General features: G+C 70.3%; 26 protein-coding genes. 11 read left to right on the top strand and 15 right to left on the bottom strand.

Going from position 1 to position 24,800, the window contains the following annotated elements; genetic code table 11:
* Positions 1–164 precede the first annotated feature (164 nt).
* Complete coding sequence (locus tag ACGFIE_RS16595; RefSeq protein ID WP_393295300.1) at positions 165–758, bottom strand: CDP-alcohol phosphatidyltransferase family protein; 594 nt, start codon at positions 756–758, stop codon at positions 165–167.
* Positions 755–910 (bottom strand): hypothetical protein, encoded by a 156-nt coding sequence (locus ACGFIE_RS16590; RefSeq protein ID WP_393295297.1) that lies wholly within the window; start codon positions 908–910, stop codon positions 755–757. Before ACGFIE_RS16590 ends, ACGFIE_RS16595 begins: the two co-directional genes overlap by 4 nt.
* On the opposite strand from ACGFIE_RS16590, the gene ACGFIE_RS16585 reads away from it, so the two are divergent.
* The 3 genes from ACGFIE_RS16585 to ACGFIE_RS16575 all read left to right on the top strand — a co-directional run bounded on the left by ACGFIE_RS16585 (position 897) and on the right by ACGFIE_RS16575 (position 3,630).
* Positions 897–2,003, top strand: coding sequence for a sensor histidine kinase (locus ACGFIE_RS16585; protein WP_393295294.1), 1,107 nt, complete (start codon positions 897–899; stop codon positions 2,001–2,003). The genes ACGFIE_RS16590 and ACGFIE_RS16585 overlap by 14 nt on opposite strands.
* The gene (locus tag ACGFIE_RS16580; protein WP_393295291.1) at positions 2,000–2,647 is read left to right on the top strand and encodes a response regulator; all 648 of its coding nucleotides are present in this window, start codon (positions 2,000–2,002) and stop codon (positions 2,645–2,647) included. The genes ACGFIE_RS16585 and ACGFIE_RS16580 overlap by 4 nt, the downstream gene beginning before the upstream one ends.
* Before the next feature lie 71 nt (positions 2,648–2,718).
* Positions 2,719–3,630, top strand: coding sequence for a fructosamine kinase family protein (locus ACGFIE_RS16575; RefSeq protein ID WP_393295288.1), 912 nt, complete (start codon positions 2,719–2,721; stop codon positions 3,628–3,630).
* Between the two features lie 77 nt (positions 3,631–3,707).
* Here ACGFIE_RS16575 and ACGFIE_RS16570 read toward each other — a convergent pair whose 3' ends face one another.
* The 3 genes from ACGFIE_RS16570 to ACGFIE_RS16560 form a co-directional block, all read right to left on the bottom strand.
* Positions 3,708–4,391: a phosphotransferase gene (locus tag ACGFIE_RS16570; RefSeq protein ID WP_393295285.1), complete on the bottom strand. Its 684-nt coding sequence runs from the start codon at positions 4,389–4,391 to the stop codon at positions 3,708–3,710.
* Between the two features lie 67 nt (positions 4,392–4,458).
* Positions 4,459–5,100, bottom strand: a complete 642-nt coding sequence (locus tag ACGFIE_RS16565; RefSeq protein WP_393295282.1) for a response regulator — start codon at positions 5,098–5,100, stop codon at positions 4,459–4,461.
* Entirely contained in the window at positions 5,097–6,254 is a 1,158-nt protein-coding gene (locus ACGFIE_RS16560; RefSeq protein WP_393295279.1) for a sensor histidine kinase, read from the bottom strand. Before ACGFIE_RS16560 ends, ACGFIE_RS16565 begins: the two co-directional genes overlap by 4 nt.
* 137 nt (positions 6,255–6,391) lie before the next feature.
* On the opposite strand from ACGFIE_RS16560, the gene ACGFIE_RS16555 reads away from it, so the two are divergent.
* Positions 6,392–6,802: a hypothetical protein gene (locus ACGFIE_RS16555; protein WP_393295276.1), complete on the top strand. Its 411-nt coding sequence runs from the start codon at positions 6,392–6,394 to the stop codon at positions 6,800–6,802.
* A 4-nt stretch (positions 6,803–6,806) separates the two neighbouring features.
* Here ACGFIE_RS16555 and ACGFIE_RS16550 read toward each other — a convergent pair whose 3' ends face one another.
* Positions 6,807–7,940, bottom strand: a complete 1,134-nt coding sequence (locus ACGFIE_RS16550; protein ID WP_393295273.1) for an arabinogalactan endo-beta-1,4-galactanase — start codon at positions 7,938–7,940, stop codon at positions 6,807–6,809.
* A 52-nt stretch (positions 7,941–7,992) separates the two neighbouring features.
* Entirely contained in the window at positions 7,993–9,219 is a 1,227-nt protein-coding gene (locus tag ACGFIE_RS16545) for a cellulose binding domain-containing protein (protein WP_393295270.1), read from the bottom strand.
* A gap of 170 nt (positions 9,220–9,389) precedes the next feature.
* Between ACGFIE_RS16545 and ACGFIE_RS16540 the strand changes: the two genes are divergently transcribed.
* Both ACGFIE_RS16540 and ACGFIE_RS16535 read left to right on the top strand, forming a co-directional pair.
* The gene (locus tag ACGFIE_RS16540; protein ID WP_393295267.1) at positions 9,390–11,150 is read left to right on the top strand and encodes a DUF1996 domain-containing protein; all 1,761 of its coding nucleotides are present in this window, start codon (positions 9,390–9,392) and stop codon (positions 11,148–11,150) included.
* 168 nt (positions 11,151–11,318) lie between these two features.
* On the top strand, positions 11,319–11,708 hold the full coding sequence (locus tag ACGFIE_RS16535) for a hypothetical protein (protein ID WP_393295264.1): 390 nt from the start codon (positions 11,319–11,321) through the stop codon (positions 11,706–11,708).
* 40 nt (positions 11,709–11,748) lie between these two features.
* Here ACGFIE_RS16535 and ACGFIE_RS16530 read toward each other — a convergent pair whose 3' ends face one another.
* Together ACGFIE_RS16530 and ACGFIE_RS16525 are read right to left on the bottom strand one after the other, a co-directional pair.
* The gene (locus ACGFIE_RS16530) at positions 11,749–11,919 is read right to left on the bottom strand and encodes a hypothetical protein (protein ID WP_266250692.1); all 171 of its coding nucleotides are present in this window, start codon (positions 11,917–11,919) and stop codon (positions 11,749–11,751) included.
* A gap of 128 nt (positions 11,920–12,047) precedes the next feature.
* A complete protein-coding gene (locus ACGFIE_RS16525) occupies positions 12,048–12,740 on the bottom strand; it encodes an MOSC domain-containing protein (RefSeq protein WP_393295261.1) in 693 nt (230 codons plus the stop codon).
* 224 nt (positions 12,741–12,964) lie between these two features.
* Between ACGFIE_RS16525 and ACGFIE_RS16520 the strand changes: the two genes are divergently transcribed.
* Positions 12,965–13,792 carry an SAM-dependent methyltransferase gene (locus ACGFIE_RS16520; RefSeq protein ID WP_393295258.1) on the top strand — a complete coding sequence of 276 codons (828 nt, stop codon included), beginning with the start codon at positions 12,965–12,967 and terminating at the stop codon, positions 13,790–13,792.
* 789 nt (positions 13,793–14,581) lie between these two features.
* A complete protein-coding gene (locus ACGFIE_RS16515; RefSeq protein WP_393295255.1) occupies positions 14,582–15,847 on the top strand; it encodes a prolyl oligopeptidase family serine peptidase in 1,266 nt (421 codons plus the stop codon).
* A gap of 46 nt (positions 15,848–15,893) precedes the next feature.
* Here ACGFIE_RS16515 and ACGFIE_RS16510 read toward each other — a convergent pair whose 3' ends face one another.
* A complete protein-coding gene (locus ACGFIE_RS16510; RefSeq protein ID WP_393295252.1) occupies positions 15,894–16,163 on the bottom strand; it encodes a hypothetical protein in 270 nt (89 codons plus the stop codon).
* 658 nt (positions 16,164–16,821) lie between these two features.
* Here ACGFIE_RS16510 and ACGFIE_RS16505 point away from each other — a divergent pair.
* A complete protein-coding gene (locus ACGFIE_RS16505) occupies positions 16,822–17,064 on the top strand; it encodes a potassium transporter TrkA (RefSeq protein WP_393295249.1) in 243 nt (80 codons plus the stop codon).
* Positions 17,065–17,112: 48 nt separating this feature from the next.
* Here ACGFIE_RS16505 and ACGFIE_RS16500 read toward each other — a convergent pair whose 3' ends face one another.
* On the bottom strand, positions 17,113–17,442 hold the full coding sequence (locus tag ACGFIE_RS16500) for a TraR/DksA C4-type zinc finger protein (RefSeq protein ID WP_007457320.1): 330 nt from the start codon (positions 17,440–17,442) through the stop codon (positions 17,113–17,115).
* Between the two features lie 476 nt (positions 17,443–17,918).
* Between ACGFIE_RS16500 and ACGFIE_RS16495 the strand changes: the two genes are divergently transcribed.
* The gene (locus ACGFIE_RS16495) at positions 17,919–20,189 is read left to right on the top strand and encodes a glycoside hydrolase family 44 protein (protein WP_393295246.1); all 2,271 of its coding nucleotides are present in this window, start codon (positions 17,919–17,921) and stop codon (positions 20,187–20,189) included.
* Between the two features lie 88 nt (positions 20,190–20,277).
* On the opposite strand, the gene ACGFIE_RS16490 is transcribed toward ACGFIE_RS16495, so the two are convergent.
* The 4 genes from ACGFIE_RS16490 to ACGFIE_RS16475 form a co-directional block, all read right to left on the bottom strand.
* Complete coding sequence (locus tag ACGFIE_RS16490; RefSeq protein WP_393295243.1) at positions 20,278–20,505, bottom strand: ferredoxin; 228 nt, start codon at positions 20,503–20,505, stop codon at positions 20,278–20,280.
* A complete protein-coding gene (locus tag ACGFIE_RS16485; protein WP_393295240.1) occupies positions 20,502–21,731 on the bottom strand; it encodes a cytochrome P450 in 1,230 nt (409 codons plus the stop codon). The genes ACGFIE_RS16490 and ACGFIE_RS16485 overlap by 4 nt, the downstream gene beginning before the upstream one ends.
* A 174-nt stretch (positions 21,732–21,905) precedes the next feature.
* Positions 21,906–23,126, bottom strand: coding sequence for a CynX/NimT family MFS transporter (locus tag ACGFIE_RS16480; RefSeq protein ID WP_393295237.1), 1,221 nt, complete (start codon positions 23,124–23,126; stop codon positions 21,906–21,908).
* A gap of 107 nt (positions 23,127–23,233) precedes the next feature.
* Positions 23,234–23,722, bottom strand: a complete 489-nt coding sequence (locus ACGFIE_RS16475; RefSeq protein ID WP_393295234.1) for a cysteine hydrolase family protein — start codon at positions 23,720–23,722, stop codon at positions 23,234–23,236.
* A gap of 61 nt (positions 23,723–23,783) precedes the next feature.
* Between ACGFIE_RS16475 and ACGFIE_RS16470 the strand changes: the two genes are divergently transcribed.
* Positions 23,784–24,800, top strand: a complete 1,017-nt coding sequence (locus tag ACGFIE_RS16470) for an aldo/keto reductase (protein ID WP_393295231.1) — start codon at positions 23,784–23,786, stop codon at positions 24,798–24,800.

Below are 24,800 nucleotides of genomic sequence, written 5' to 3'. Positions count from 1 at the left end.
GAGCAGTTTGCCGGCGGTCTGGCCGAGCGCCAGCGCGAGCACGGCGACGACAACGTGGCCGTCACGTTGCCCGACGACAACGGCGTAGGCCTCGGCGTTGACGACCGGGACGAGGGCCGACGCGAGACCGTATCCGAGGCCCGCCACCGCTTCGGCGAGGCTGCTCACGCGCGGCCGTCCCGGTCGAGCAGCCGGGCGACCGCCGCGACCGACCACAGCTTGACCCCGACGACGGCGACGGCGACCGCCAGCGCGAGCCGGTACTGCCCGAACGCGATCGCGCCGATGACCCCGGCGGTGTTGGCGGCCTTGGCCACCGGCGACCAGTTCCACGCCCACACCCGGCGGTCGACCAGGTGGAAGTCGTTGGGGCCGAGCACCGGCCAGCACAGGAACGCCAGCGACAGCATGGTGTCCAGGACCAGGAACGACAGCAGGAATACCAGGGCCACGACCGCGACGTCGGGCACGAGGGAGATCAGGCCCACGCAGAGTACGGACGTGCACGCGCGATCACTGACGATGTCGAGGACGGCCCCCGCCCGGGTCTCCTGCCCGAGCCGCCGGGCGACCCAGCCGTCGAGCATGTCCCCGATCCAGTAGATACCGTACGCTACCGCCATAAATGCCACGGAGCCGGCGACGAGAGCGACGATACCGATGGTGACCGCGGCGACCGTGCGGACGGCGGTGATGTAGTTGGGAACCGTACGCAGAGGACCGATGCTCAGGGCAGCGCGGGAGTCGACGAGAGTCACCCCGGAAGCGTCGCGCGGTACGCCTCCCGACGGAACGTGCCGTAGTGCCGATCCGCTCGCCGGGGCGGCACCGGGGTGCCGCCCGATCTGGTACCCGGGTACTGGCCGGTCGCCGAGCTGGTCGCGGAGACTGTCCAGGTGAGTACCGACATCCGGGAATGGTTGCGTGGCCCCGAGCGGGTGCGCCGGCTGGCGTACGGTGCGGCGGGGTTGATCGTCGCCCTCGTGGTCACGACCACCGAGGGGGGCCTGTCCGTTCCGGTGGGCTGGATGTGGCTGGTGCTGCCGGTCGGCCTCGGCGCCACGGCGCTGCGGCCCCGCTACCGCTCCCTGGCCTTCGCGGTCTGCGCCGGGTTCGTGGCGATCGTGAGCACCGGGGAGTCGGTGCAGGTGGGCCTCGCGGCCACCTGCCTCGTGTTCGTGTCCAGCTGCGAAGACCCGGCCCGGCGTCCGTGGCTGGGGTGGCTGGCGGGCCTGCTCGGCGCGGCCGGCGCCCTCGCCGTCGCGCTGCTCAACGGGCGCGGGCTGTACGAGCAGCCGTTCGTCTTCGTGACTGTCGGTTACCTCCTGGCGATCCTGTTGCGCTCGTGGTCACGCGGCCACGCCCTCAGCCGGGAGACCGGCGAGCTGCGCGGCCAGGCGGCCTGGCTCGAACAGCGCACCAACCTGGCCCGCGAGCTGCACGACGTGGTCGGCCACCACGTCACCGCAATGGTGGTCCAGGCGGAGGCGGGCCAGCTCAGCGCCGACCCGGGGGCGGCGCTGCGGGCGATCGCGGACAGCGGACGCACCGCACTGAGCGAGCTCGACACGCTCGTCGTGTACCTGCGCGATCCGCTCGCCACGATCGCGGTGAGCGCGCCGCCCCGCCTGTCCGACATCGACGAACTGCTCGCGCAGCCGCTGCGCCAGCAGGGCGTGACGGTGCGGGTCCATCTGGATCCCCAGCCGGGCCTGGACGAGGTCGGTGTGTTGGCCGCCTACCGCATCGCCCAGGAGGCCCTCACCAACATCGCCCGCCACGCGAGGGCCACGGCCGCCTGGGTCGAACTGGTCCGCGTCGGCGATCGCGCCCGTCTGCGGGTCAGCGACGACGGCGTCGGGCCGCCCCACGAACCCACGCGCGGCTCGGGCCTGCTCGGCATCGAGGAGCGCGTTCGCGCTCTGGGTGGGAGCTGGGAGCTGAGCCGGCGCTCCGGTGGCGGCACCATGGTGCAGGCGAACCTGCCGGTGGCGAAGCCATGATCCGGGTCGCGATCGCCGACGACCAGCAGCTGATCCGTGACGGCTTCGGCCTCATCCTGCGGACCCAACCCGACATGCACGTCGCAGCCGAGGCGGCCGACGGCCGGCAGTTCCTCGACGCCGTCCGCCGCGACCCCCGCATCGACGTCGCCCTCGTCGACATCCGCATGCCGGTCCTCGACGGCCTGCAGGCCACCCGCGAGCTGGCTGCGATCCCGCACGCCCCGGCCGTGATCGTCGTCACCACCTTCGACGACGACGCCTACGTCCTGGACGCCATCGCCTCCGGCGCGCGCGGATTCCTGCTCAAGCGGTGCAGCGCCGCCGACCTGGTCGCCGCGGTCCGCACCGTCGCCGCCGGTGAGGCGGTCCTCTCCGCCGAGGTCACCGGCGCCGTCCTCGACCGGGTACGCGCGGCCGGGCCGGCCACCCGCGTGGACCTGGCGGCCCACCAGCTGACCCCCCGGGAGACCGACGTGCTCGCCCTGATCGGCGCCGGGCTGAACAACACCGAGATCGCCGACCGCCTCTACCTCTCGATGAGCACCGTCAAGACCCACGTCACCAACGTGCTGGCCAAGACCGGCAGCCGCGACCGGGTGGGCGCCGCCATCCTGGCGATCCAGGCCGGCCTCACACCCTGACGTCGTCGTCGGACCCGGAACGGACGTCGATCCCTCGGCAGGCGGTCATCGGCCCTAGGATGACGCGCGACGTGAACGCCGCACCTGAGGAGTCGGCCCTGATGCGCTCGACGACGGTCCTGCTGGAGCGCCTGCTCCGGCCCAGGATGCGCGACATCGTCACAGTGGAACCGGTGACGGGCGGGGTCGCGGCGCTCGCGGGCGTCGCCCCCCGCCGGGACGCGCCGCCGGTGTTCGTCAAGGCATTCGCCGAAGCTCCGGCCGAGGACGTCTTCCTCGCGGAGGCCCAGGGGTTGGCCGCCCTGCGCGAGCTCGGCGGTGTGGCGACACCCGAGGTGATCCTGGCCGACCGGGAACTGCTCGTGTTGTCGATGCTGGGTCCGAGGCCACACAGCGAGGCCTTCTGGGAGCAGTTCGCACACGTCCTCGCCCGCATGCACCTGAGCACGACCCACTCTCGCTTCGGCTGGCACCACGACAACTGGCTGGGCCGCCGCCGCCAGATCAACACCTGGAACGACGACGGCTACGCGTTCTTCGCACAGCACCGGCTGCTTCGGTGGCTCGAGCAACCTCGTGTCGACGCGGCACTGGACGCCGGCGACCGGGAGGCGCTGGAGCGGTTGTGTCACCGGCTGCCCGACCTGCTGCCGGACCGACCGGCCTGCCTGACGCACGGAGACCTGTGGGTCCAGAACATCCTGGCCACGCCGGACGGGCAGCCCGCGCTTATCGACCCGGCCGTGTCGTACATGTGGGCCGAGGTCGACCTCGCCCACGTGTGGTCCACCTCGCCCCCGCCGGAGGCGCGCCGGATGTTCGAGGTCTACGCGGACCTGACCTCGCTCGACAGCGGCTGGCAGGCCCGCATGCCTATCGTCCAGCTGCGGCAACACCTCGCGGTGCTGGCCCAGTTCGACGACGACTGGGGCGCAGCCGACCAGATCCGCGCCGTCCTCGCTCCGTTCCGGAAGCGTTCCTGACCACCGGACGGCGTCGAGCGTCCCACCCCTGTCCGTGCCGCGCCCTGGGCAACGCTGGGTACCCGCACCATCGGAGGTCAGACGCCTAGGGTCGACGTCTTCTCCCGGCCTCGACGATGGCCGACGATGAGGGCGGCAGCGGCGCCCAGCAGCTCCCGCTCACCGCCGGTGAGAGCCGGGTCGTCGCGCCGGATCGCCAGGGCGCGGTCCAGCTCGGTCAGCGGGTCACCCCCGACGCGGTCGAGGAATGCGGCCAGCAGCGTTGCGGCCGGCGACGCCAGGTGATGGTTCTCCCCGACTGCCACCTGGGCGAGGATGACCGCGGAGAGCGCGACGTCGAGCTCCGCCGGCCCCTCGGTGGAGTTGCGCCAGTCGATGACGACCGGCCCTCGTGACGTCAGCATGACGTTGTCCGGATGCAGGTCGAGGTGCAGGACCCGGGCGTCCCCCGCGCCGAGCCGGGACGGCAACGCGTGGAGTCGACGATGCAGATCCACCAGACAGGTGGCCGCCTCCGCGGCATCGAGCTCACCGGCCAGAAGCGCCGACAGCATGGTGCGCCCGTCCAGTCGTTCCATGACGAGATCGACCCCGCGTGCCTGGAACACGGTGGGCACCGGGAACCCGAGACCCGCCACGTACGCCATGACCGCGGCCTCGGCGGCCACGTCTCCACCGTGGCGGTAGCGACGAAGGACACGTCGATCGTCGATGGCGAAGACGTCAGCGTCTCGGCCCGACGCCAGGGGGACCGCATCCACGGCCCCGACAGTAACCGAGCAGCCAGCCGCCACCGCTCTCGATCACGGATAGCGCAGCGTCAGGGGGTCACGACCCGCCCAGGTCGTGTCGGAAGGCATAGGCGACGGCCTGCGCCCGGTCACGGGCACCGATCTTCGCGAACAGGTGGTTGACGTGGCTTTTCACCGTCGCCTCACTCACCGTCAAGCGAGAGGCGATCTCCGCGTTGGACAGGCCCTGGGCCATCAGTGACAGCACCTCGGCCTCACGCGGCGTGAGACCGCCGGGGAACCTCGGCGGTGGCGTCGAGTCTGCCGCGATGGCGTCGACGACGTGCCGCTGGACGGCCGGGTCGATGACGGCGTGGTCGTCGACCACCTGCCGCAGCGCCTCGTGGATCTGCTCACCGCTGGCGTCCTTGGTCAGGTAGCCACGGGCGCCGGCCCGTAACGCCTCCAGCACCGAGCGGTCGTCCGAGTAGGTGGTGAGCACCACCACCCTGACCTCGGGCGCCTCGACGCGTAGGCGGCGGGTGGCCTCGATCCCGTCGCACCGCGGCATCCGGAGGTCCATGAGCACCACATCCGGCCGCTCGGTCTGAACCAGCCTGACCGCCTCGGCGCCATCGGCGGCCCCGCCCACCACCTCGACGTCCTTCATCAGAGAAAGCACCATGCCCAGCCCCTCGCGGACCACCCGCTGGTCGTCGGCGATGAGCACCCGGATCACGCCGGCACCGCCAACTCCACCCGGAACCCCTTGTCGGTCGCGCCCGCGCGGAGAGTCCCGCCGAGCAACTCGGCCCGCTCCCGCATCCCCGTCAACCCGTAACCGTCGGTCTCGTCGGGGACCACGGGCGGTCGAGCGGCGAAGTCCTCGACGACCAGGCGGGTGACCGTCGACTCGTAGCTGAGGCGCAGCGACACCCGCGCCGGAGACGCGTGCCTGGTCACGTTGGTCATCGCCTCCTGCGCCACGCGATAGAGCGCCAGCCGCGCCTCCGACTCCAGCGGGCGCGGCTCCCCCGACACCACGAAGTCGCACGGTACGGCCTGATCGCGGGTGAACTGCTCGGCCAGCGCGGCCAGCCGGTCCGGGCCGGGCAGGTCGTCGTCGCGCAGCATGCCGATGGCCCGTCGAGCCTCCTGAAGGCCGCTACGGGCGAGGTGGTGGGCCCGGTCGACAACGGCCGGCAGGCGTGGGTCGCTCGGATCCTCGGCGATCAGCATCCGAGCCCCCTCCAGTTGCAGCGACAACCCCGACAAGGAGTGGGCGAGCACATCGTGCATCTCCCGGGCCAGCCGCTGGCGTTCGGCCAGCCCGGCCGCCTCGGCCAGCGCCACCTGACCGGCCTCCAACTCGGCGAGCAGCCGCTTCGTCTCACGCTGCGCCTCGGCCAGGCGGAACGCCAGGTACATCAGGCCGAACAGCACGGCGAACCCGGCGAGCACGGCCAGGAAGCCGAAGTCCTGCCCGGTGATCGACGCCACCATCTCGAGCACCACGAACGCCGCGATCAACACCGGGACGGCCACCCGTACGGGCATCAGCCCGGTCGCGGCGCACAGCACCGCCACCAGCACCGCCACCGAGGCAGGCCCTCCGGGCTGCACGACCACCAGCGCCACCGAGCTGACCAGCATCGCCCCGACGAACACCACGTACGCCGGTCGGATCGGCAGGTCGGTGGCCGAGTTGCGGCCGAACACCCCGACCACGAACACGGCGGTGGCCAGCACGACGATCAACCGCCTGCCGGTCAGCCCGAATCCAGGCTCGGCGGTGGCGGCGGCCCACACGAACCACGCCAGCATCAGTGGTGTCAGCAGTTGCATCCACCGCACGACCCGCAGGCGGGTCAGCGTGGGCTCTTCGGTCTGCACCCGGTAAAACCTAGACGGATGTCGCCCAGAGCAGCATCGGCGCACGGTTGCAGACCCGTCTGCAACCGTGGGTGCAGACGCAACATCGATCCGCACGCCGATGCTTCGCCCCGGCCTTCGGCAGCAGGCTGACCGGCATGAGAAACGACCACCTGAACACCGTTGTCAAACTGTTGGCCGCCTTCCTGGTGATCAGCGTGTCCACCGTCGTAGCCGTGGTGCTCATGCGCCACAACCCCGCGCTCGTCACCACGGCCGTCTGGATCCGTACACCACTTGTCGCCGCCAGCGCGGCGGTGCTCCTGCTGCTGTCCCGGCGTGCGGCCGCGGGGCACCGCAGCTCCTTCCGCCGGCTCCGCATCATCGCCATGGTCGTGCTGGCCGCGATCGTCGGTGTCGTCGCCTGGCCGGGAGCGTTCCCGGCCTGGCTGCGCATCGAACAGGCCGTGTGCGGCGTGTTCGTGGCAGGCGTCGTGGTCCGCACGAATCTTCGCGTGGTCCGGTCGGCCATGGCGGGCAGCTCAGGGGAGACGGCGGCGCAGCGGTGACGGGTCAGGGCGTCCAGCGCACGTTCGGGTTCACCCGCCCGGACCAGTCGAAGACGGCCATGTTGTCCCACTGGTTTCCGGTGCCGTTGATGTTGGCCGGGTCCCAGCCGTTGCCCCGGACGGCGTACCAGGTCGGTTCCCAGTAGAAGACACCGACGGCCCCCGCGTTGCGGGCCGTGTTCTGGACCCAGTCGAACTCCTGGGCCTGCCCGGACCAGGTCGCGGCGATGCCGTCGCAGGTCGCGCCGCCGATGGCGTTCGGCTCGCTGTCCGCGTTGTCCCGGGTGAAGGGGTACGCGGTCTCCACGATCACCACCGGCTTGCCGTAGCGGCCGCGCAGGTCGACGATGTTGTTGTAGAGGTTCGCCAGGGTGCCGTGCCACATGCAGTAGTACGACAGGGCCGTGATGTCCCACTGCACGCCCTGCGCGCGGATGCCGTCATAGAACCAGCGGGCGTTGGCGTTGCTGTCGGCGTCGGCGGTGTGGATCATCACCGGGATGCCGCTGCCACACGCCTTGGTCGCGTTGTAGCCCTGCTTGAGCAGGCTGGCCAGTGGGGCGAAGTCGTTGTTGACGACCTTCCCCTCGTCCCACAGCATCCCGACGTTGATCTCGTTGCCGATCTGCACGCTGTCCGGCGGGGTGCCCTGCCCCCGCAGGCTGGCGCAGACGTCGTAGGTGAAGGCGTACACGTCGGTGCGCAGTTGGCTCAGGCTGTGGCCGACCCAGGCGGCGGGCTTGTACTGCTTGCCGGGGTCGGCCCAGGTGTCGGAGTAGTGGAAGTCGATGAGCACCTTCAAGCCCTTCGCCCTGGCGGTTCTCGCCTGGGCCAACACCCTGCTCTTGTTGTTGTAGCCGCTGATCGGGTTGTTCCAGACGCGTAGTCGGACGTAGTTGACGCCGACGGACTTCAGGATGTCCAGTGGGTCGCGGGCGACACCACCGGAGTCGTAGTACCTGGCACCCAGATCGAGGCTGCGCTGCAGGGAGGAGACGTCGGCGCCCCGCATGCTGAGCGTGTTCGCCGCGGAGGCGGGCACGGGCGATCCGCTGAGCACGGTGGAGACGGCGAGGACGCCCACCGCGACCGCCCGGATCAGCGTCCGGCGGCGGGAGGTGCCCGAATGTGTGCTCACGGAACTCCTTCTGACAGGCGGCGAGACGCGACAGGCGACCGGCGGGCCGCGCTCAGCCCACGGTGCAGGGTGCGCCGTTGAGTGAGAAGCCGGTCGGCGGCGCGTCGTTGGCGCTCCACCGTCCCTGGATGCCGAAGCTCGCGGAGCCGTTCGGCGCGAGGACGCGGTTCCAGTCGACGTTACGGGCGGTGACGGTCGCACCGCTCTGGCCGACGGTGGCGTTCCACCCCGAGGTGACCTGCTGGTCTCCGGCGAAGGTGAAGGTGATGATCCAGCCGTCGATCGGTGCCGCCCCCGTGTTCTGGAGCGTCACCGTGGCCACGAAACCGCCCTGCCACTCGGACTGGTTCCGATACGTCACCTGGCAGGTCGAGGGCGGTGGCGGCGGCGGAGTTGTCGTCGTGGGCAGAGCGACCGTGTTGGACGCGATCGACACGTTGCCCGCCGCGTCCCGGGCCCGCACGTAGAACAGGCTGCGCAGCGGCGTCGACGGGGGTAGCGACGCCGTATACGTCGTTCCCGGCACGGTGGCGATCACTCTCGAGCTGAACCAGCCGTCGAACTGGTAGACGTTGTAGCCGAGCACGCCGACGTTGTCGGTCGACGGCGACCAGGACAGCGTGACGGTCGAGGCGGTCACCTCGCCGACGGTCAGGTTCTGCGGGGCGCTCGGCGGTGTGGTGTCCGACCCGGTGTCCGTGGTCGGCGTGACCACGGTCAGCGCGTCCGTCCACGTCGAGAGGTGTCCGAGGCTGTCCCGAGCGGCCACCCGGAACGAGTACTGCCGGCCCGGCTGAATGTAGTTGCTGATCGTGGTGGTGGTGACGGCCCCGACGCTGGCGCTGTAGATCACGTCGTCGAACGCCTGGTAGTACGTGATGTCGTAGCCGGTGACGGCGCAACAGCCCGGCCTGGCAGCCGTCCAGGTGAGGGTGACCGACCCGGTCCGTACCTCGGTGGCGGTCAGGTTCGTGGGCGCGCTCGGCGGGAAGGGCGAGGTGTTCGGCGTGCCGGGCGGGCTGGTCGGCGGGCCGGGCGAGGTGTTCGGCGTGCCGGGCGCCGTCGGCGACGGCGCGGTTGCGGCCGGCTTCACGACGGACACGGCGGCCCCACCGGGCGCCGGGGCGACCCCCGGATACGCGGCGGGCGCCGCGGTGCCGGCATCGGCCGCCGGCGCGACGCTCAGAGCGGATCCAAGCACCGCCGTCGACACCACGACGGCGGCCAGCAGACCCGGTCGCAGACGGCGGAACAGGGAGGACGAGAAGACGCCTGTCATACGTCGACGATGACTCAACACATCGATGATCGCCAACATGTCTCACGCCTCGGCCGGCAACCCGCCCGACTTCTTACCGAACCATGACGTACCCGGCGACGGCTGACCGTTGACCGTTGGCCGGCCCGTACCGATGGGAGACAGCCGCTTTTGGCTTTGAGGAGATTCCGATGAAGCGCAGAACGAACGGGACCGCGCTGGTCCACACCCGACCGGCCAGGCTCGCCATGGCCGCGCTCGTGCTGGTGGCCACCGGTGGGATCACCGCCACCTTCGTCTCCGGTGGCGGCCGGGGCACCGCGGATGCCGCCACCAGCCTGGATCAGTTCGTGGCGATCGAGAAGGTGCCGCCGAACGTGCAGAACCCGCGACCTGCCGCCGGCGCGTCGACCGGCCGGTTCACCGTGGACTGCGGCACGAACGGCAACGGCAAGTTCAGTCCGGACAATCCGGTGGCCCAGCCCGGCATCCGCAACGGCGCCGAACACGTCCACGACTTCGTCGGCAACCTGGCCATCACCGCGAACTCCTCCAACGCCGACCTGGACGCCTCGGGCACCACCTGCCGCAACGGTGACAAGTCGTCCTACTTCTGGCCGGTGGTGCGCATCGACAAGGCCGTCCGCAGTGGCAACCAGGTCAAGCAAGCTCTCGCCCAGACCCAACCGATGGTCGTCTGCCCCTCCGTCGGCAAGCGGCTGCGGGCCGTCCCCATCCGGGCCCGCGGCTCCGTCGACCGCCTGCTCGCCGAACTGGATCGCCAGCAGGCCACCGCGAACCAACGCATGACCGCCACCCGGGGCCGCATCGACGCCGCGTTCAATCGGGAGGTCATCGATCCGCTGCGGGCCCGCCGCGCCGCGCTGATCAAGGAGATCAGCGCCACGATCACCACCGCCGGCGGCAACCAGCCTGGCCTGGTCTCGCTTGTCGACTGCGACATCAGCTACGACGACATGCACGCCCGGATGCCCGGCAGCGCCCACCGCGCGAGCGCCGAGGCGGCCCGAGCCGCGAATCCGCGAATTCAGTGCCCCGCCGTGCGGGACAGGCTGCCGGGCGTACCCGACCGGGCGCTCGCCGAAGTGGACCGCGCCCTCGACGACCTCGACCGGCAGGTCTCCGAGGCCAACGAACGCCTGGTCACCAGCCGTGGCCAGGGCGGACCAGCCTTCGTGGACAACGCGATCCTCGGACCGCTGCGCGCCAAACGGGCCGCCGTGCTCGACCGGATCGCCATCGCGATCGGGCGACAGGCCCCCCGCCCGCAGGGGCTCGGAGCGCTCGCCGCCTGCACGCTGGACCACTCCCCCACCGCCCCGGCGACACCGAGCAGCGCGCCCACCACCGCCGCGGCGCTCCCCGATCCACAGGGCCCCAACCTCGAACTGCCCGGCAACACCGGTGGCATCGTCCGCCCCGCGCAGGTGCTGATCGAGTATCGCGGAAACCCCGTCAGCAAGGTGGTGCCGATGCCGAAGTTCCTCCGGGCCCTCACCGGCGACGCCAAGCCCACCAGCCGCGGGCCGGCCAACGCCCGTGCCACCTGGACCTGTTCGGGTTTCACCGACCGACTCTCCGACAGGTACCCGATCTGCCCCGCCGGCAGCCGGGTGCAGCGCGTGCACGACTTCCCCGGCTGCTGGGACGGTAGGAACATCGACAGCGACAACCACCGCAACCATGTCGCGTTCGCCGACAGGGCCACCGGCGCCTGCCCGCAGGGCTTCCAGGCGATTCCGCAACTGCGGGTCACCGTGGCCTACGACATCCCTCGCACCGTGCAGATCAAGGGCCAGTACGCCCTCGACTCCTTCCCCGAGGAGAACCACAACCCCTTCTCGGACCACAACGACTTCGTCAACGTCAACTCCGCCCAGGCCATGCAACGGATCGCCACCTGCATCAACAAGGGCAAGAACTGCTCCTGACACCAGGAGCGGAGGTGTCGGGCAGGTCAGAGGCCGGCCGGGTCGCGTCCGACCGGCCTCCGACCTGCTGTCACCCACCCGAGGCGGGACCACCCAGGTACTTGACGTCTCAACTTTCCCGCAGTAGCTTATCGCCATTCACAAACGTCTATTTTGAGTGGGTGAACCATGCTGTGGAAGACCATCGCCGTAGCCGCGTCCGTCGTAGGTGTGCTGGCCACCGCCCCCGCCGCCTCGGCCGCGACCAGCCAGGCGGCAGACGGCGGCTGGGGCCAGGGGAACTGCCCGCAGAGCATGCTCTGCGTCTGGCCAAACTGGAACCACCCGCCGGAGGGGCCGGTCGAGACTCCGTCCGTGTTGACCAACAGCGAGTGGTCCGGCTACGCCCCGGCCTTCAACTTCTACAACGGCACATCCCGGAACGCCGAGATCACCTGGTCCTTCAACTATCTCGGGACGCCGCTCACCGGGACGATCTGCGCGCGAGCCGGCGGAAGTGGTGACCTGTACGTGCCCATGTACGTGACGAAGGTGAGCTGGCAGCCGCGCAGCTGCTGACCCCGCCCCGGCGGGCGGGGTCAGCGCAGCCGGAAGACCGTCACGCCGGCTCGGGCACGCCGCCGGGCTCGCCGTCGTCGGGCATCGGTTCGGTCGGCGCGTCCGGCAGTTCGTTCGGCGTACCGGGAAGCAGCTCTTCGGCGGTCTCCGGAACGGGCTCGCGGGGATCGAGGGGTGGATAGACGTCCGGATCGAGCTCAGGATTGGTCATCGGGGAAGTATTCAGCACGACAGCTGCCGCCGCCTGTCGAAGCGGTTGCCGCGACACCGGGGCGCCGGCCCCTCGACGGCCCCGGGCGCGCGGCTCGACGTTTCGGAGCCGCCGGCGTCCGTTGACGTTCAGCTCGCCAGTTCAACGGTGTCCAGGAGTGCGACACGACCCGGCCGCTCGACAGTTGCCCACACACCGAACGTCATGTCGTTGCACTCCGCAATGGTCCTCAGAATCTGCCCGTGCTCCACGGCACCCTCCTGAGCGAGGTCGACCATGACGCATCGGGTCAGCCGTCGGTGTGGCCGCAACACGACCTCCGAGCCCACACGGATGGTTCGCCCGAGCCATCCGTCTTCCGGGAAGTCGTTTCCGGGCACGTCAACGAGCAGGTTGGCCCGGAACCGTACCGGGTCGACCGGCTCGCCCAAGAGGTCGTGAAGCCGTCGCAGCGACGCGGTGCTGATCAGGCTTACCGGCCCTTCGTCATGGTGCAGGACCGAAGCCTCACGCTCGATCGTCACGGGACGACCGACCACGTCACTGACTGCCTCGTGCCCGGCTGCCTCATTGGCATCGAAGCGACGACCGTCGGGCAGCTCGACAACCGGCACCGGATCACCGCAGTGTCCACGAAGCGTGAACAACCCCGGCATCCGGCGGAAGCGTCGGGTGTTCTTTCCGCTGCCCAGCTTGCCGTCCGCGTCGCGCACGGCCCACAGCCGGTCACCTGCGAGTCCCCGCTGCTCAACCTCGAGTGTCGACAGCCGCTCACCGAGCAACGACTTGATCGGAAACCGGCGGATCTCAACCAGCGTCATCGGCGTCACTGTAGATCACCGAACGAATCACGAGTCACGATCGACGCCGCTGGTGGATCAGGACGGCCCAGGCGAGCGGGAGGTTACTCCCGTAGATGGGGACGATTCGCTGGGAGCGATACCAGCGGGGCGGAATTCCACCCTCCCGATCGCTAGACTCGCCCGCAGCCCGGCACCGCTCGCAGACCTCAGCCCGTGCCCGTCCCGATCGAATGGAGACGCCTGTGACCCGAGACATGGCGGCACCCCCCGGCATCGACCCCAACATTCCCAGCGTGGCCCGGGTCTATGACTTCTTCCTGGGCGGCAAGGACAACTTCGAGGCCGACCGAAAGGTCGCCGAGCACGCCCTGCGAATCACACCGGACGGGCCGGCAGCCGGCCAGGCGAACCGGGCCTTCCTGCGTCGCGTGATTCGTTTCCTTGTCACCGAGGCGGGCATCGACCAGTTCCTCGACATCGGATCGGGGTTGCCCACCCAGGGCAACGTGCACGAGGTCGCCACCGAGCAGAACCCGGCCGCTCAGGTGGTCTATGTGGACAACGATCCGATTGTCCTGACACACGGGCGGGCTCTCCTCGCCGCCGAGGGCACCGCAACGGTGATCCAGGCAGACGTTCGGGCACCGCAGGAAATCCTCCACCATCCCGACGTACGCCGATTCCTCGACTTCGACAGGCCGGTCGGCCTGTTGCTCTTCGCGATCCTGCACCACCTCGGCGACGACGAGGATCCGCGAGCGGTGGCGGCGGAGCTGATCGACGCGCTGCCCTCCGGCAGCTACGTGGCGATCTCGCACTTCCGCGACCCGGGTGAGCGGGACCCAGAGGGCTCCCGCAAGGCCCGCGAGGTCGAGCGGGTCTTCAACGAGTCGCTGGGCACCGGCCGCTGGCGTACGGACGAGGAGATTCTCTCGTTCGTCGATGGGCTGACGGTGCTGGAGCCGGGGCTGGTGCCGCTGGCCGAGTGGCGTCCGGAGGCGGACTCACCCGCTCCGCAGCAGACCGACACCTATCACACCTTCGTCGGGCTCCTCGCCCGCAAACCGTAGGCGATCTCCCCGTCCGCACGTCGCTACCGGGCCGGGCCGGCAGTGCCACGCGGCATGCGGCGACGGGCCCCGGTCTGACCGTCCACCGCGCCAGCGGCTCAGGCACGAAGATGGCCCTCGGCATCGCCGAGGGCCATCCGGGTTCGGCCGGCACGGGGCAGCAGGTCGAACCCTCTTCGTGCCTGAGCAATCCAGGCAATCCTGAGCCGGGCTAACGAACGACGCGGTGAAGCAAACCGATCGTCGCCACGCCCACCGTCACACCCGCGGCGGGACCAGCCGCATAACCGATCAGAAGTCCCACGCCGGTGCCGACAGCCAGAATCACAACCCACCGCAACGGGAGGTGACTCTGCTCAGGCTGTTCAGTTGTGCCACGTGAATCGATCATCGAACCACCATCCAATCCCCTGGGAGGGTGTGGGCGACCCAGAAGTTCGGTCGGCCCCGAATGGCAACGACCGAAAATCGAGGCCGCCCCCGGCCGGCCCGGCGAAACCAGGCCAGCAGTTGGAGGTCGTGGCATGCACGGCCTCCGTCTCCCAGGCGAATCGGTTGGAGTTGCGGCTCCGATCGATTCACGCACCGGCCATCGTACTCCTTCAATGCCACTTCCGCGACCGCCGCCGCTCGACGTCGATTGCCCGGAGAACGAGGTGAACGCGGACCCTGCGACGACCTCGGGCTGCCTGATCACCCGCGGCGGCACCGGTTGCCAGCGGATCTCCGCGACGCTAGGTTGAAATTCAATTGATGAACGTCTACGCGACAAAGTCCCGGGGGCCCCGCATGTCCACGTCTGTCACTCGCCGCAGCGTCCTGGCGGGCGGCGCCGGTGCCGCCGTCGGCCTGGCGCTGCCCGGCCCTGCCGCCCACGCCGAGGGCCACCACCCCACCAGCGTGAGCTTCACCCTCGATGCGAGAACGCTCGACGGCGGCGAGCAGGTCACCTCGGTCACCCTCGACACCGGCCGACTCGGCCCGATCGACTCCGCCGGGCTCACCCCCGCCACGTTCAGCGTGCACGCCAAGGCCACCAGCCCGATCCCGATCGCCCCCGGCGACCAGATCTTCAGCGAGTACGACCTGGACCGCCCAGTGACCGCGGCTCGCGTCGACCGGCACGGCAACATCGTGCTGGAGCTGAGCCACGCCGAAGGCCAACTCGGCGGCGCCACCCTCGGCTACATCCTGAGCAGGGGCCGCAACGTCCGGCTGGACCTCGCCTACACCATCACGCAGAACACCCCACTCGCCCGGCGCCACGGCCCGCCGATCACCATCACGCGCTTCGTGCAGGGGCGGCTGTCGAACCCCGAGGTGGACGCCTTCAGCCACCACGTCTCGGGCTCGGGCCTGAAGTACCGGTTGTACGCCCCGCAGCGTTCGCCCCGCCACGGTCGACCGCCGCTGATCCTCTGGCTGCACGGCGCCGGCGAGGGCGCCTCACTGCCCGACGACTACTACGACAACGAGACCACGCTGCGCGCCAACCGCGGCGCGCTGGGCTTCGCCACCCCGGAGGCGCAACGGATCTTCTCCGGCGCGTACGTCGTGGCTCCGCAGAGCACCTCGTACTGGATGGAGGACGGCCCCCGGTTCGCCCCGCTGATCCACGAGATCGTCTCGGACCTCGTACGCCAAAGGCGTGTCGATCCCGACCGGATCTACGTGGTCGGTTGCAGCAACGGCGGCTACATGTCCCTGGAGATGACAGTTGCCTATCCCGACCTGTTCGCCGCGTCGGTACCGATCTGCGGCGTCGTCGAGCCCTTCACCGGGCAGGGGCCACCGCTGATCACCGACGCGGAGCTGGCGAGGATCCATACCCCGACCTGGCTGGTCGCCTCGCGCGACGACGACACCGTGCCACCCGAGACCAACACGATCCACGCGCACGACCTCATCCAAGGATCACTGATCACCCTGTACGACCACGTCGTATGGAACGGCTACCAGTTCCCCGGTCACTGGTCCTGGATCTACGTGGCCCGCAACGACCCGAGCCGCAACGGCACCCACATCTGGCAGTGGATGGCCCGCCGTCGTCGGTGATCCGCCACGTGCGCCTGCGCCTTCCAGGGCCGGGACCGAGGGCGGGTCAACCCTCGGGAGTGGGTCGGCTGTGCACCACCAGCTCGTCGATCGTCAACCGGCCGACGCGCAACTCCCGCACGACCGCCCGACGGATGACCAGCCGCCCAATGACCAACACCCCCACGGCCACGGCCCCGACCGCCAACGCCCCGACGGCGACAGCGCCGAGCGAGGCCGCCCCGGCAGCCCGCGCCCCGGTAGCCGTCGCGCCCGTCGCCACCGCGCCGTCGGCGCGCGTCCCGGTCAACCGTGTCAGGCGAACATCTCGCTTCATGCCCCCATTGTCCGCGAACCGCCGGCGACCCGCTCCCCACAGCCCGTTCGCACCCGTACCGCCGCCACCAGCGAAACCCCGTGGCTCCGGGTGCTTCCGGAACCACGGGGTCGGTGCCGCGACGGGGTCGGCCGTAGCGCTGGCTCTTTCAGTACGACCCGGCCCACCTGTCTCCGCTCGCTGCTCCTAGGTGGCGGCCCATTCCAGCCCACCGCACCAGGAGAGCGATATCCGTTCACCCGACGCGGTTGTGGTCCACACTCTGGGCGACGGCTATGGTTTGGGCATGCACGATCGAGGCAGCCTTGGGCGCGGCGGCGAGCGAGCACCGCTGCCGACGATGCTGCTGCTTGCCGTGCTCGTACTGGTGCTCTCTGCCACCCGGTCGGTCGGGCTGTGCATCGTGTTCCGTTCCGCACGGCGGGCGATCCCCGGTTGTGTGCCCGCCTGGTCGGCGGATCGCGCTCCCCCGCGCCATGCGCGGGGCCTCGCCTGACCCACTCGCCCCGGCTCGCGCCCGTCCCGTCGTACCGCCCGGCGCACAGCCAGGACCGGCCGCGCTGTCACCGCGCCGCCGCACGTCACCTGGCCACGCTCGCCGGCCAGGGCCGCTGCCGAGCCGCTGGGCACATCCGCCGCCTTGCCCGCTGGAGCCCCCATGATTGTCGAACTGACCCCGCTGCCCGGTATCGGGGTACGCCACATGTTCACCACCGCTGACGGCCGCCGCGTGGGCGTGGTCACACACCATCCGGGCGGCCGGCGAGATCTCGTCTACGAGTCCCCCGACGACCCCGACGCCACCTGCTCTCTGACCCTGACCCGCTCCGAGGCCGTGGCACTTGCCGGACTCCTGGGAATCCTGGACGTCGTCACGATGGCGGAGTCATCTCCCGCGTGACGGCCTGTGGCTGCCGTGCCCACCGCGGCACGGCAGCCACACCGCGGGTCAGCCGTTGTGCTTCGCCTGGCAGGACACACAGAACTGCGCGTGCGGAAGGATTTCGAGCCGCTCGGCCGGGATGTTCTGGTGACACTTCTTGCAGGCCCCGTAGGTGCCGTCGCTGATGCGGCTCAGTGCACCGGTGATCTGCTCGATGTTGCGGCGGGTGGCCACCAGCAGTGCGGCCCGATTGTGGGCCTCGCTCGGGTCGCCGGTGTCCGCGTTGAGCTCGGTCAGTTCCCGCAGCCGAGCCGTCTGCGTGGCAAAGTCTTCCGCCAGGGACGCTCGCAGATCAGCCAGCCAGCCCTGGTCGACGGTTCGATGATCGACGCTCATGGTCTACCTCTACCTTTCACGGAAAAAAGAAAAGGGCCGAAGCTTGATAGCTTCGCCCTGGCGGTCGTCTTGTGATGCAACGATTCCGCGGGGGGCCTCGGCCGGTTCGCGCCGGGCTCGACAGCCGGGACGTGGGCGCGACGTGCAGCACGCGGACAACCGGCACCCGCATCCCGACCATCCGGCACGCCGCCGTCGCCACGTAGGCAGCCCCGACTGCCGCCACACCGGTGACGGCAGGAGAGCGGAACGTCACCGGAGACATGTCTCCAACCATAGGCGGCGACCGCAGCAATGCCAACGCCTGCGCCGGGGCCGCACTCGTACCACGATCCACGCCTCGGCCGCCCCGCCCTGGCCCCCTCGCCCGCGGGACACTCCTGGGGCGCGATCAGCCGGTCGTTGACTCGGGGCCAGGAAACCGCAACGCTGTGGAAGCGCTCCCATCGTCGAGCTTCTATTAGGAAGGAATGCTCGTGCGTCCCACCACCGCTCTACTCCCCGTCGTGCTCGCCACGGCCCTCGGCGGTCTGGCCCTGCCGCAGCCTGCCCTGGCCGCGGCCGGCCCGGCCCTGGCCGTGGACACCACCGCGGCCCGACACCAGATCAGCCCGTACGTCTACGGCATGAACTTCGCCGACCAGGCCCTCGCCCGTGACCTGCGGCTGCCCGTGCACCGCTACGGCGGCAACGCCACCACCCGCTACAACTTCCGTACCGACACCACCAACCGCGCGGCGGACTGGTACTTCGAGAACATCCCCAACGACAACCCGAGTCCGGAAGACCTCCCGGAGGGCTCGGAGTCCGACCGCTTCGTGCAGCAGAACAAGGCCACCGGCGCCGCCACGGTGATGACAATGCCGATGCTCGGCTGGGTCGCCAAGGACCGGTCGCGGGCGTGTGGCTTCAGCGTCGCCAAGTACGGCCCGCAGGAGTCCACCGACACCTGGGCACCGGACTGCGGCAACGGCAAGAAGCCGGACGGGACGCTGATCACCGGCAACGATCCGGAGGACACCAGCGTCGCCGTCGGTCCGGAATACGCCACCGACTTCGTCAACCACCTCAAGGCGCAGTTCGGCACCGCCGCTGAGGGCGGGGTCCAGTTCTACAACCTGGACAACGAGCCGGACCTGTGGCACTCCACCCACCGCGACGTCCGTCCGACCGGGCTGGGCTACGACGAACTGCGTGACCGCACCTACGAGTACGCCGCCGCGATCAAGGCCGCCGACCCCGGCGCGAAGACGCTCGGTCCCGTCGGCTGGGGCCTCAACTCGATCCTCTATTCGGGCCTCGACCAGGACACCTGCTCGCGTACCGGCTGCTGGTCGAACCCGCCGGACAAGGCCGCTCACGGCGGCCAGGACCTCGGGCCGTGGTACCTGGACCGGATGCGCGAGTACGAGCAGCAGCACGGCACACGCATCCTCGACTACTTCGACGTCCACCTCTACCCGCAGCAGTCCGGGGTGTTGGGCGAGGCGGCCGGCGACGCGAACACCCAGGCGCTGCGCCTGCGCTCGACCCGCCAACTCTGGGACCCGACGTACGTCGACGAGAGCTGGATCAACAGTCCGGTCCGCTACATTCCGCGGCTGCGCGAACTGGTCGACCAGCACTACCCGGGCACGAAGATCGCCATGACCGAGTACAACTGGGGCGCCTTCGGGTCGCTCAACGGCGCGCTCGCCCAGGCTGACGTGCTCGGCATCTTCGGCCGTGAGGGGCTCGACCTGGCCACCCTCTGGACCGCGCCCACGACCGACCAGCCGGTGGCCAACGCCTTCCGCGTCTTCCGCAACTACGACGGCAAGGGCGGCGCGTTCGGCGAGACCTCCGTCCGGGCGACAAGCGCCGACCAGGGCAAACTGGCCGTGTACGCCGCCGAGCGCAGCGCCGACAAGGCGCTCACACTGGTCGTCGTCAACAAGACCGGCGACGACCTGACCAGCCCGGTCGCCCTCACCGGCGCCTCCGCCACCACCGCCCAGGTCTACCGGTACAGCGGGGCGAACCTCGCCGGCGTCGTCCGGGAGGCCGACCTGCCGGTGACCGCCAGCGGCCTCACGGCCACGTTCCCGGCCAACTCGATCACCCACCTGGTGCTGCCGCGCGGCACCACGCCCGGCGACACCCAGGCGCCGACCGTCCCGGGCAAGCCGACCGCCGGCACGATCACCGGCGACAGCGTCGCGCTGTCCTGGACGCCGTCCACCGACGACACCGCCGTCACCGGCTACGACGTGCACCGGGTCGACACCACCGGCCCCGTGAAGGTGGGCAGCGCCACCGGCACCGCGTACACCGTGACCGGGCTGACGCCGGACACCCCGTACACCTTCGTGGTGACCGCCCGCGACGCGGCGGGCAACGTATCGGCGGCCTCACCCGGCCTGACCGTGCGGACCGCGCCCACCGCCCCGACCGGCGGTTGCACGGTCGGCTACACGGCGAACAGCTGGCCGGGCGGTTTCACCGCGTCCGTGACGGTCAAGAACACCGGCACCACCGCGATCGACGGCTGGAAACTCGGCTTCGACTTCCCCACCACCGGCCAGAAGGTCGATCAGGGCTGGTCGGCCACCTGGAAACAGAACGGCACGAGCGTCACCGCGGACAGCATGAGCTGGAACGGCAAACTCGCCCCCGGCGCGTCCACGAGCGTGGGCTTCAACGGCACGTGGAGTGGCACCAATCCGGCGCCAACCGCATTCACCCTCAACGGTCAACGCTGCGGATGACCTGAGAGACCCCTGCTCCGCACCACACCGGCGGAGCAGGCGGGAGGGGGCCGGGGCGCTGCCGCGCCCTGGCCCCCTCGCCCGCGGATCACTCCTGGGGCGCGATCAGCCGGCCGTCGGTGGCGTCGCGGACCGTGATCGCCTCCACCGGGCACGAGTCGGCGGCGGCGAGGATGGCCTCGGCCGGGGCGGCGACGTCGGCCAGCGGCGTGGACAGGCCGCCGACCAGGCGGAAATGCTCGGGCGCGGTACCGGCGCAGATGCTCGTGCCGATGCAGCGGCGCGCGTCCACCCCGATCCGCCACGCGGTACTCACCAGGCCACCGGCATGCCGAGCAGGCCCCGCACCAACATGCCGCGCTTCCACTCCAGCTCGGCTTCCGGTACGGCGAGCCGCAAGCCGGGCAGGCGGGTCACCAGGGTGGCGACGGCGACCTGCAACTCCATGCGGGCCAACTGCGCGCCGACGCAGTGGTGCACGCCGTGCCCGAAGCCCAGGTGCGGGTTCTGCTCGCGGCCGAGATCCAGGCGGTCCGGGTCGGCGAAGACCGTACCGTCCCGGTTCGCCGACGACAGCGATCCGAGAACCGGCTCACCGGCCCGGACCAGCACCCCGCCGACCTCGACGTCCTCCTTGGCGTACCTGGCGAAGGAGGAGCCGACGCCGAGCGGCACGTACCGCAACAGTTCCTCGACCGCGGCCGGCACCAGCGACGGGTCGGCTCGCAGCCGAGCGAGCTGGTCCGGATTGTGCAGCAGGACGTAGACGAAGTTGGGGATCTGGGTAACCGTGGTCTCGTGGCCGGCCGCGAGCAGCCCTCCGGCCAGCTCCACCAGTTCGGTCTCGCTGAGTCGATCCTCATTGTCGTCGCGGGCCCGCACCAACGCGCCGAGCAGGTCGTCGATCTCCGGCTCGCGGCGGCGCTCGGCGACCAGGCCACCCATGTAGCCCCAGAGATTGTTCAGGTACTCCTGGATCGTCTCCGCGGGCAGCGACGTGGTCGAGACGATCGCCTCGGACCAGATGTGGAAACGGTCACGGTCGGCGTACGGGACTCCGAGCAGCTCGCAGATCACCTGGATCGGCAGCGGCGTGGCGACGTGCTCCACCAGGTCGGCCGGAGGACCGAGCCGGACCATGTTGTCGACCAACGCGTCGGCGATCCCCTGGGTTCGGGGTCGCAGCGCCTCCACCCGGCGTGCCGTGAACGCCTTCGCCACCAACCGGCGCAGTCGAGTGTGATCGGGCGGGTCCATGGTCAGCATGCCGCTGTACTGCTGGCGCGGGGTGAGCCTGGGCTCGTCGCGCTCGACGGCCGGGGCGCGGCCGAACCGCACGTCGCCGAGGACCGTACGGACGTCCTCGTAACGGGTGGCGAGCCACGCCTCCTCGCCGTAGGGGAGCTGCACCCGGGTCATCGGCTCGTTCTCGCGCAGCTCGCCATAGGTCGGATCGACGACGAGACGGTCGGGCACGCTGAACGGGTACGGCCGCGCGGGCGGAACGGTTCGGCTCTCGGTGGTCTGCGCGCTCTCCGTCATCCGGATTCCCTTCGTCGAGACGGCGTGATCCTGAGGCCGGCGCCACGTTCACGGCGGCGCCGGCTTGCCAGCGTCCAGGGCCCGCGAACAGCACACATCGACGCTGAGTAATCTCCTGAAATCGGATAGTAACGACAGACGTCGATGATCGCCATGGCGAGCGGTCGCGGCGCGTCAGCGGGCGAGCTCGTCCTCGACGAAGGCGGGCCTTGCAAGCGTGATCGCCGGGATGGTCGCCACGAGGACGACAGCGAGCAGGAACAGTAGCGGCAGGGTCCACCCGCCGCTCGCGTCGTGCAGCAACCCGACGAGCAGCGGACCGAGCGCGCCGAGTGCGTACGCGACGCCCTGGGCGAAGCCGCTCAGCGCGACGGTGCCGCCGTGGGTTCGGGTGCGAACGTTTATGAGCACGAGGCAGACCGGGAAAAGGATGGACCCCGAGCCGATGAGCAGCACCCAGAGCAGTGTGAGTGTCGCGGGTGCGAGCAGCAGGCCGAGGTAGCCGAGCAGGAAGCTCGCGACACCTGCGGCGATCAGCCAGCCGACATTGCGCAGCCGCGCGACGAGTAGGGGCGCGATGAAGGCCCCGGGCACGCTGATGATGCCGGTGACGGCGAGCAGCACACCGGCCTCGGTCGGCGTCGAGCCGGCGATGTCGCCGAGGATCTCGGGCAGCCACGCGAAAGCCGCGTAGGTGCAGATCGTGCTGGTCGAGAAGACGACGGTGATCGACAGGGCCACGCGTGACCGCCACAGTCGCGTGACGAGGGCGGGGGGCGGGGACTCGACGGGGACGGCATCGGAGAGTCGCTGGCGGCGCTCCCGCGCGATGATGACGAGCCACGGAACGAGCGCGACTACCGAGGTCACCGACCAGATGCCGAGCAGGAACCGCCAGTTGGTCTGCTCGGTGACCGGAGCGGCGACCGCTGCGGGCACGGCCGTGCCCAGGCCCACGACGCAGACGTACACGGCGGTCAGCAGTGCTACCCGGTCGGGGAAGTAGCGCCGCACGATCGGCGGCAGCAGCACGTTCCCGATGCCCGTACCGGCGAGCGCGACGACGCTGCCGACGAGCAACACCGCGAAGTCCGGGGCGAACGCGCGCACGAGGTGGCCGAGGGTCATGAGCAGCAGCGCGAGCGCGATGCCGCCGTCGAGGCCGAAGCCGCGGGCGACGCGCGGCGCGATGAACCCGGATGCCGCCAACAGGATCGGTGGCAACGTGCCGAGCAGCCCGACGCCGATGTTCGAGATCGGGATGTCCACCCGGATGTCGCCGAGGATCGGCGATATCGTCGCCACCGCCTGGCGCAGGGTGAATGCGACGAGCACGATGCCCAGCAGCGCGGCCGTGCGTCCCGCCCACAACGGAAGGCGGCGGCGCTCGGGCATTCCCCGAGCCTAGTACTCCGTCCGGGGATGTTGACCTTGGGTCGAGCACCCTCTCAGCGGGTGCCGCGCCGGCCGCAGACCGCCAGCGAACCGACGACCTAATGTGCCTACATCCGTTCCTGGAGGGTCACCCCTCGATCGCGCAGGTCGTCGAGGGTGTTGCGGTGTCCTTCCGGTGTGTTCCCGGCGATCGCCGGCAGCAGCACGGAGACCTGGTATCCCAGCCGCAGCGCGTCGACGGCGGTACTCGCGACACCGCCCTCGGTCACCAGCCCGGCCAGCACGACATCGCTGACCGCATGGTCGCGCAGCATGTCGTCCAGAGGGGTGCCCGCGAACGCGCTGCGGTCGTACTTGGTGACGACCGGCTCGCCGTCCCCGACCGTCACCGCGTCGACGAATCGTGTCGCCGGTGCGTCCGGCCCGCCGTCCGAGCCGTCAAGGGCGAGGTGCCGCACGTGCACGACAAGATCGCCGGGCGCCCGGAACGACTGCCGTGCCTGCTCCGCGGCCCGCGCCGCTGCCATGCCGCCATCGGGTGCGTACCGCTCGACGACCCACCACTGCAGGTCGATGAGGATCAGGGCCGATGCCATAGCCGCTCCTTGGTAGTAGACTGCCGAATGACAGAGTACTGCTATTCGAGAGGTGTCGAACATGCGGACACGCGAGGTGGGTGCCACCGGACGCCACGTCGGCGCGATCGGTCTGGGCTGCATGGGCATGAGCTGGGCGTACGCCGAGAGCACGCGGAACGATGCCGCCTCACGGGACGTGGTGCGCGCCGCCGTCGACGGCGGTGTCACCTTCATCGACACCGCCGATGTCTACGGCGCCGGCCACAACGAAACGCTTGTCGGCGAGGCGTTGTCCGGCCTGCGCGACACGGTGTTCCTGGCGACCAAGGCCGGGTTGGTGGTCGATGACCTCCCCGCCAAGAGCATGTATCGCGACGGGTCACCCGCCCACCTACGCGCCGCCGTCGACGCGTCGCTGAAGCGCCTCAACACTGATCACATCGACCTGTGGTATCTGCATCGCGTCGACGACGCCGTGCCGCTGACCGAATCCTGGGCCGCCATGGCGGACATGGTCCGCGCCGGCAAGGTCCGCTACCTCGGCCTGTCGGAGGTAACCGTCCAGCAGGCCGCCGCCGCGGCCGCGGTACACCCGGTGACCGCCGTACAGTCCGAGCTGTCGCTCTGGACCCGCGACGCGCTCGGACACTCCCCCACCGGGGCATCCGCACCTGCCATCGCCGGCGGTGGTGCGACCGACGTCGGCGACGTGGTCGGCTGGTGTGCGGCGAACGGTGCCGCGTTCGTGCCGTTCGCGCCGCTCGGCCGGGGCTTTCTGACCGGCGCCATCGACACCGCCACCCAGTTCGAGGAGGGCGACCTGCGCGCGGGCAACCCCCGCTTCACGAGCGCGGCCCGCGCGGCAAATGCCCGCATCGTCGACACGGTACGCGCCGTCGCCACCCGCCACAGCGTGACTCCCGCGCAGGTCGCGATCGCTTGGACCATGGCGCAGGGCCCGCACGTCATTCCCATTCCGGGTACGCGTCGGCTCGGCCATCTCGCGGACAACCTCGGCGCCGCCGACGTAACGCTTACCGCAGCCGACCTCGCGGAGCTCGACGCCGCACCGACCGCCGTCGGCACCCGGTACTGA

The organism is Micromonospora sp. NPDC049275, assembly GCF_043197115.1.
In the GTDB taxonomy this organism is placed as follows: domain Bacteria; phylum Actinomycetota; class Actinomycetes; order Mycobacteriales; family Micromonosporaceae; genus Micromonospora.
This window is presented reverse-complemented; position numbering and strand designations above follow the sequence as displayed.

Excerpts from the sequence above, each read along its gene's own strand:
- ACGFIE_RS16555 (WP_393295276.1), top strand. The coding sequence starts at position 6,392 with ATGAGAAACGACCACCTGAACACCGTTGTCAAACTGTTGGCCGCCTTC.
- ACGFIE_RS16515 (WP_393295255.1), top strand. The coding sequence starts at position 14,582 with ATGTCCACGTCTGTCACTCGCCGCAGCGTCCTGGCGGGCGGCGCCGGT.
- ACGFIE_RS16485 (WP_393295240.1), bottom strand. The coding sequence starts at position 21,731 with ATGACGGAGAGCGCGCAGACCACCGAGAGCCGAACCGTTCCGCCCGCG.
- ACGFIE_RS16590 (WP_393295297.1), bottom strand. The coding sequence starts at position 910 with ATGTCGGTACTCACCTGGACAGTCTCCGCGACCAGCTCGGCGACCGGC.
- ACGFIE_RS16470 (WP_393295231.1), top strand. The coding sequence starts at position 23,784 with ATGCGGACACGCGAGGTGGGTGCCACCGGACGCCACGTCGGCGCGATC.
- ACGFIE_RS16500 (WP_007457320.1), bottom strand. The coding sequence starts at position 17,442 with ATGAGCGTCGATCATCGAACCGTCGACCAGGGCTGGCTGGCTGATCTG.
- ACGFIE_RS16530 (WP_266250692.1), bottom strand. The coding sequence starts at position 11,919 with ATGACCAATCCTGAGCTCGATCCGGACGTCTATCCACCCCTCGATCCC.
- ACGFIE_RS16540 (WP_393295267.1), top strand. The coding sequence starts at position 9,390 with ATGAAGCGCAGAACGAACGGGACCGCGCTGGTCCACACCCGACCGGCC.
- ACGFIE_RS16480 (WP_393295237.1), bottom strand. The coding sequence starts at position 23,126 with ATGCCCGAGCGCCGCCGCCTTCCGTTGTGGGCGGGACGCACGGCCGCG.
- ACGFIE_RS16510 (WP_393295252.1), bottom strand. The coding sequence starts at position 16,163 with ATGAAGCGAGATGTTCGCCTGACACGGTTGACCGGGACGCGCGCCGAC.
- ACGFIE_RS16535 (WP_393295264.1), top strand. The coding sequence starts at position 11,319 with ATGCTGTGGAAGACCATCGCCGTAGCCGCGTCCGTCGTAGGTGTGCTG.
- ACGFIE_RS16545 (WP_393295270.1), bottom strand. The coding sequence starts at position 9,219 with ATGACAGGCGTCTTCTCGTCCTCCCTGTTCCGCCGTCTGCGACCGGGT.
- ACGFIE_RS16475 (WP_393295234.1), bottom strand. The coding sequence starts at position 23,722 with ATGGCATCGGCCCTGATCCTCATCGACCTGCAGTGGTGGGTCGTCGAG.
- ACGFIE_RS16580 (WP_393295291.1), top strand. The coding sequence starts at position 2,000 with ATGATCCGGGTCGCGATCGCCGACGACCAGCAGCTGATCCGTGACGGC.
- ACGFIE_RS16525 (WP_393295261.1), bottom strand. The coding sequence starts at position 12,740 with ATGACGCTGGTTGAGATCCGCCGGTTTCCGATCAAGTCGTTGCTCGGT.
- ACGFIE_RS16505 (WP_393295249.1), top strand. The coding sequence starts at position 16,822 with ATGATTGTCGAACTGACCCCGCTGCCCGGTATCGGGGTACGCCACATG.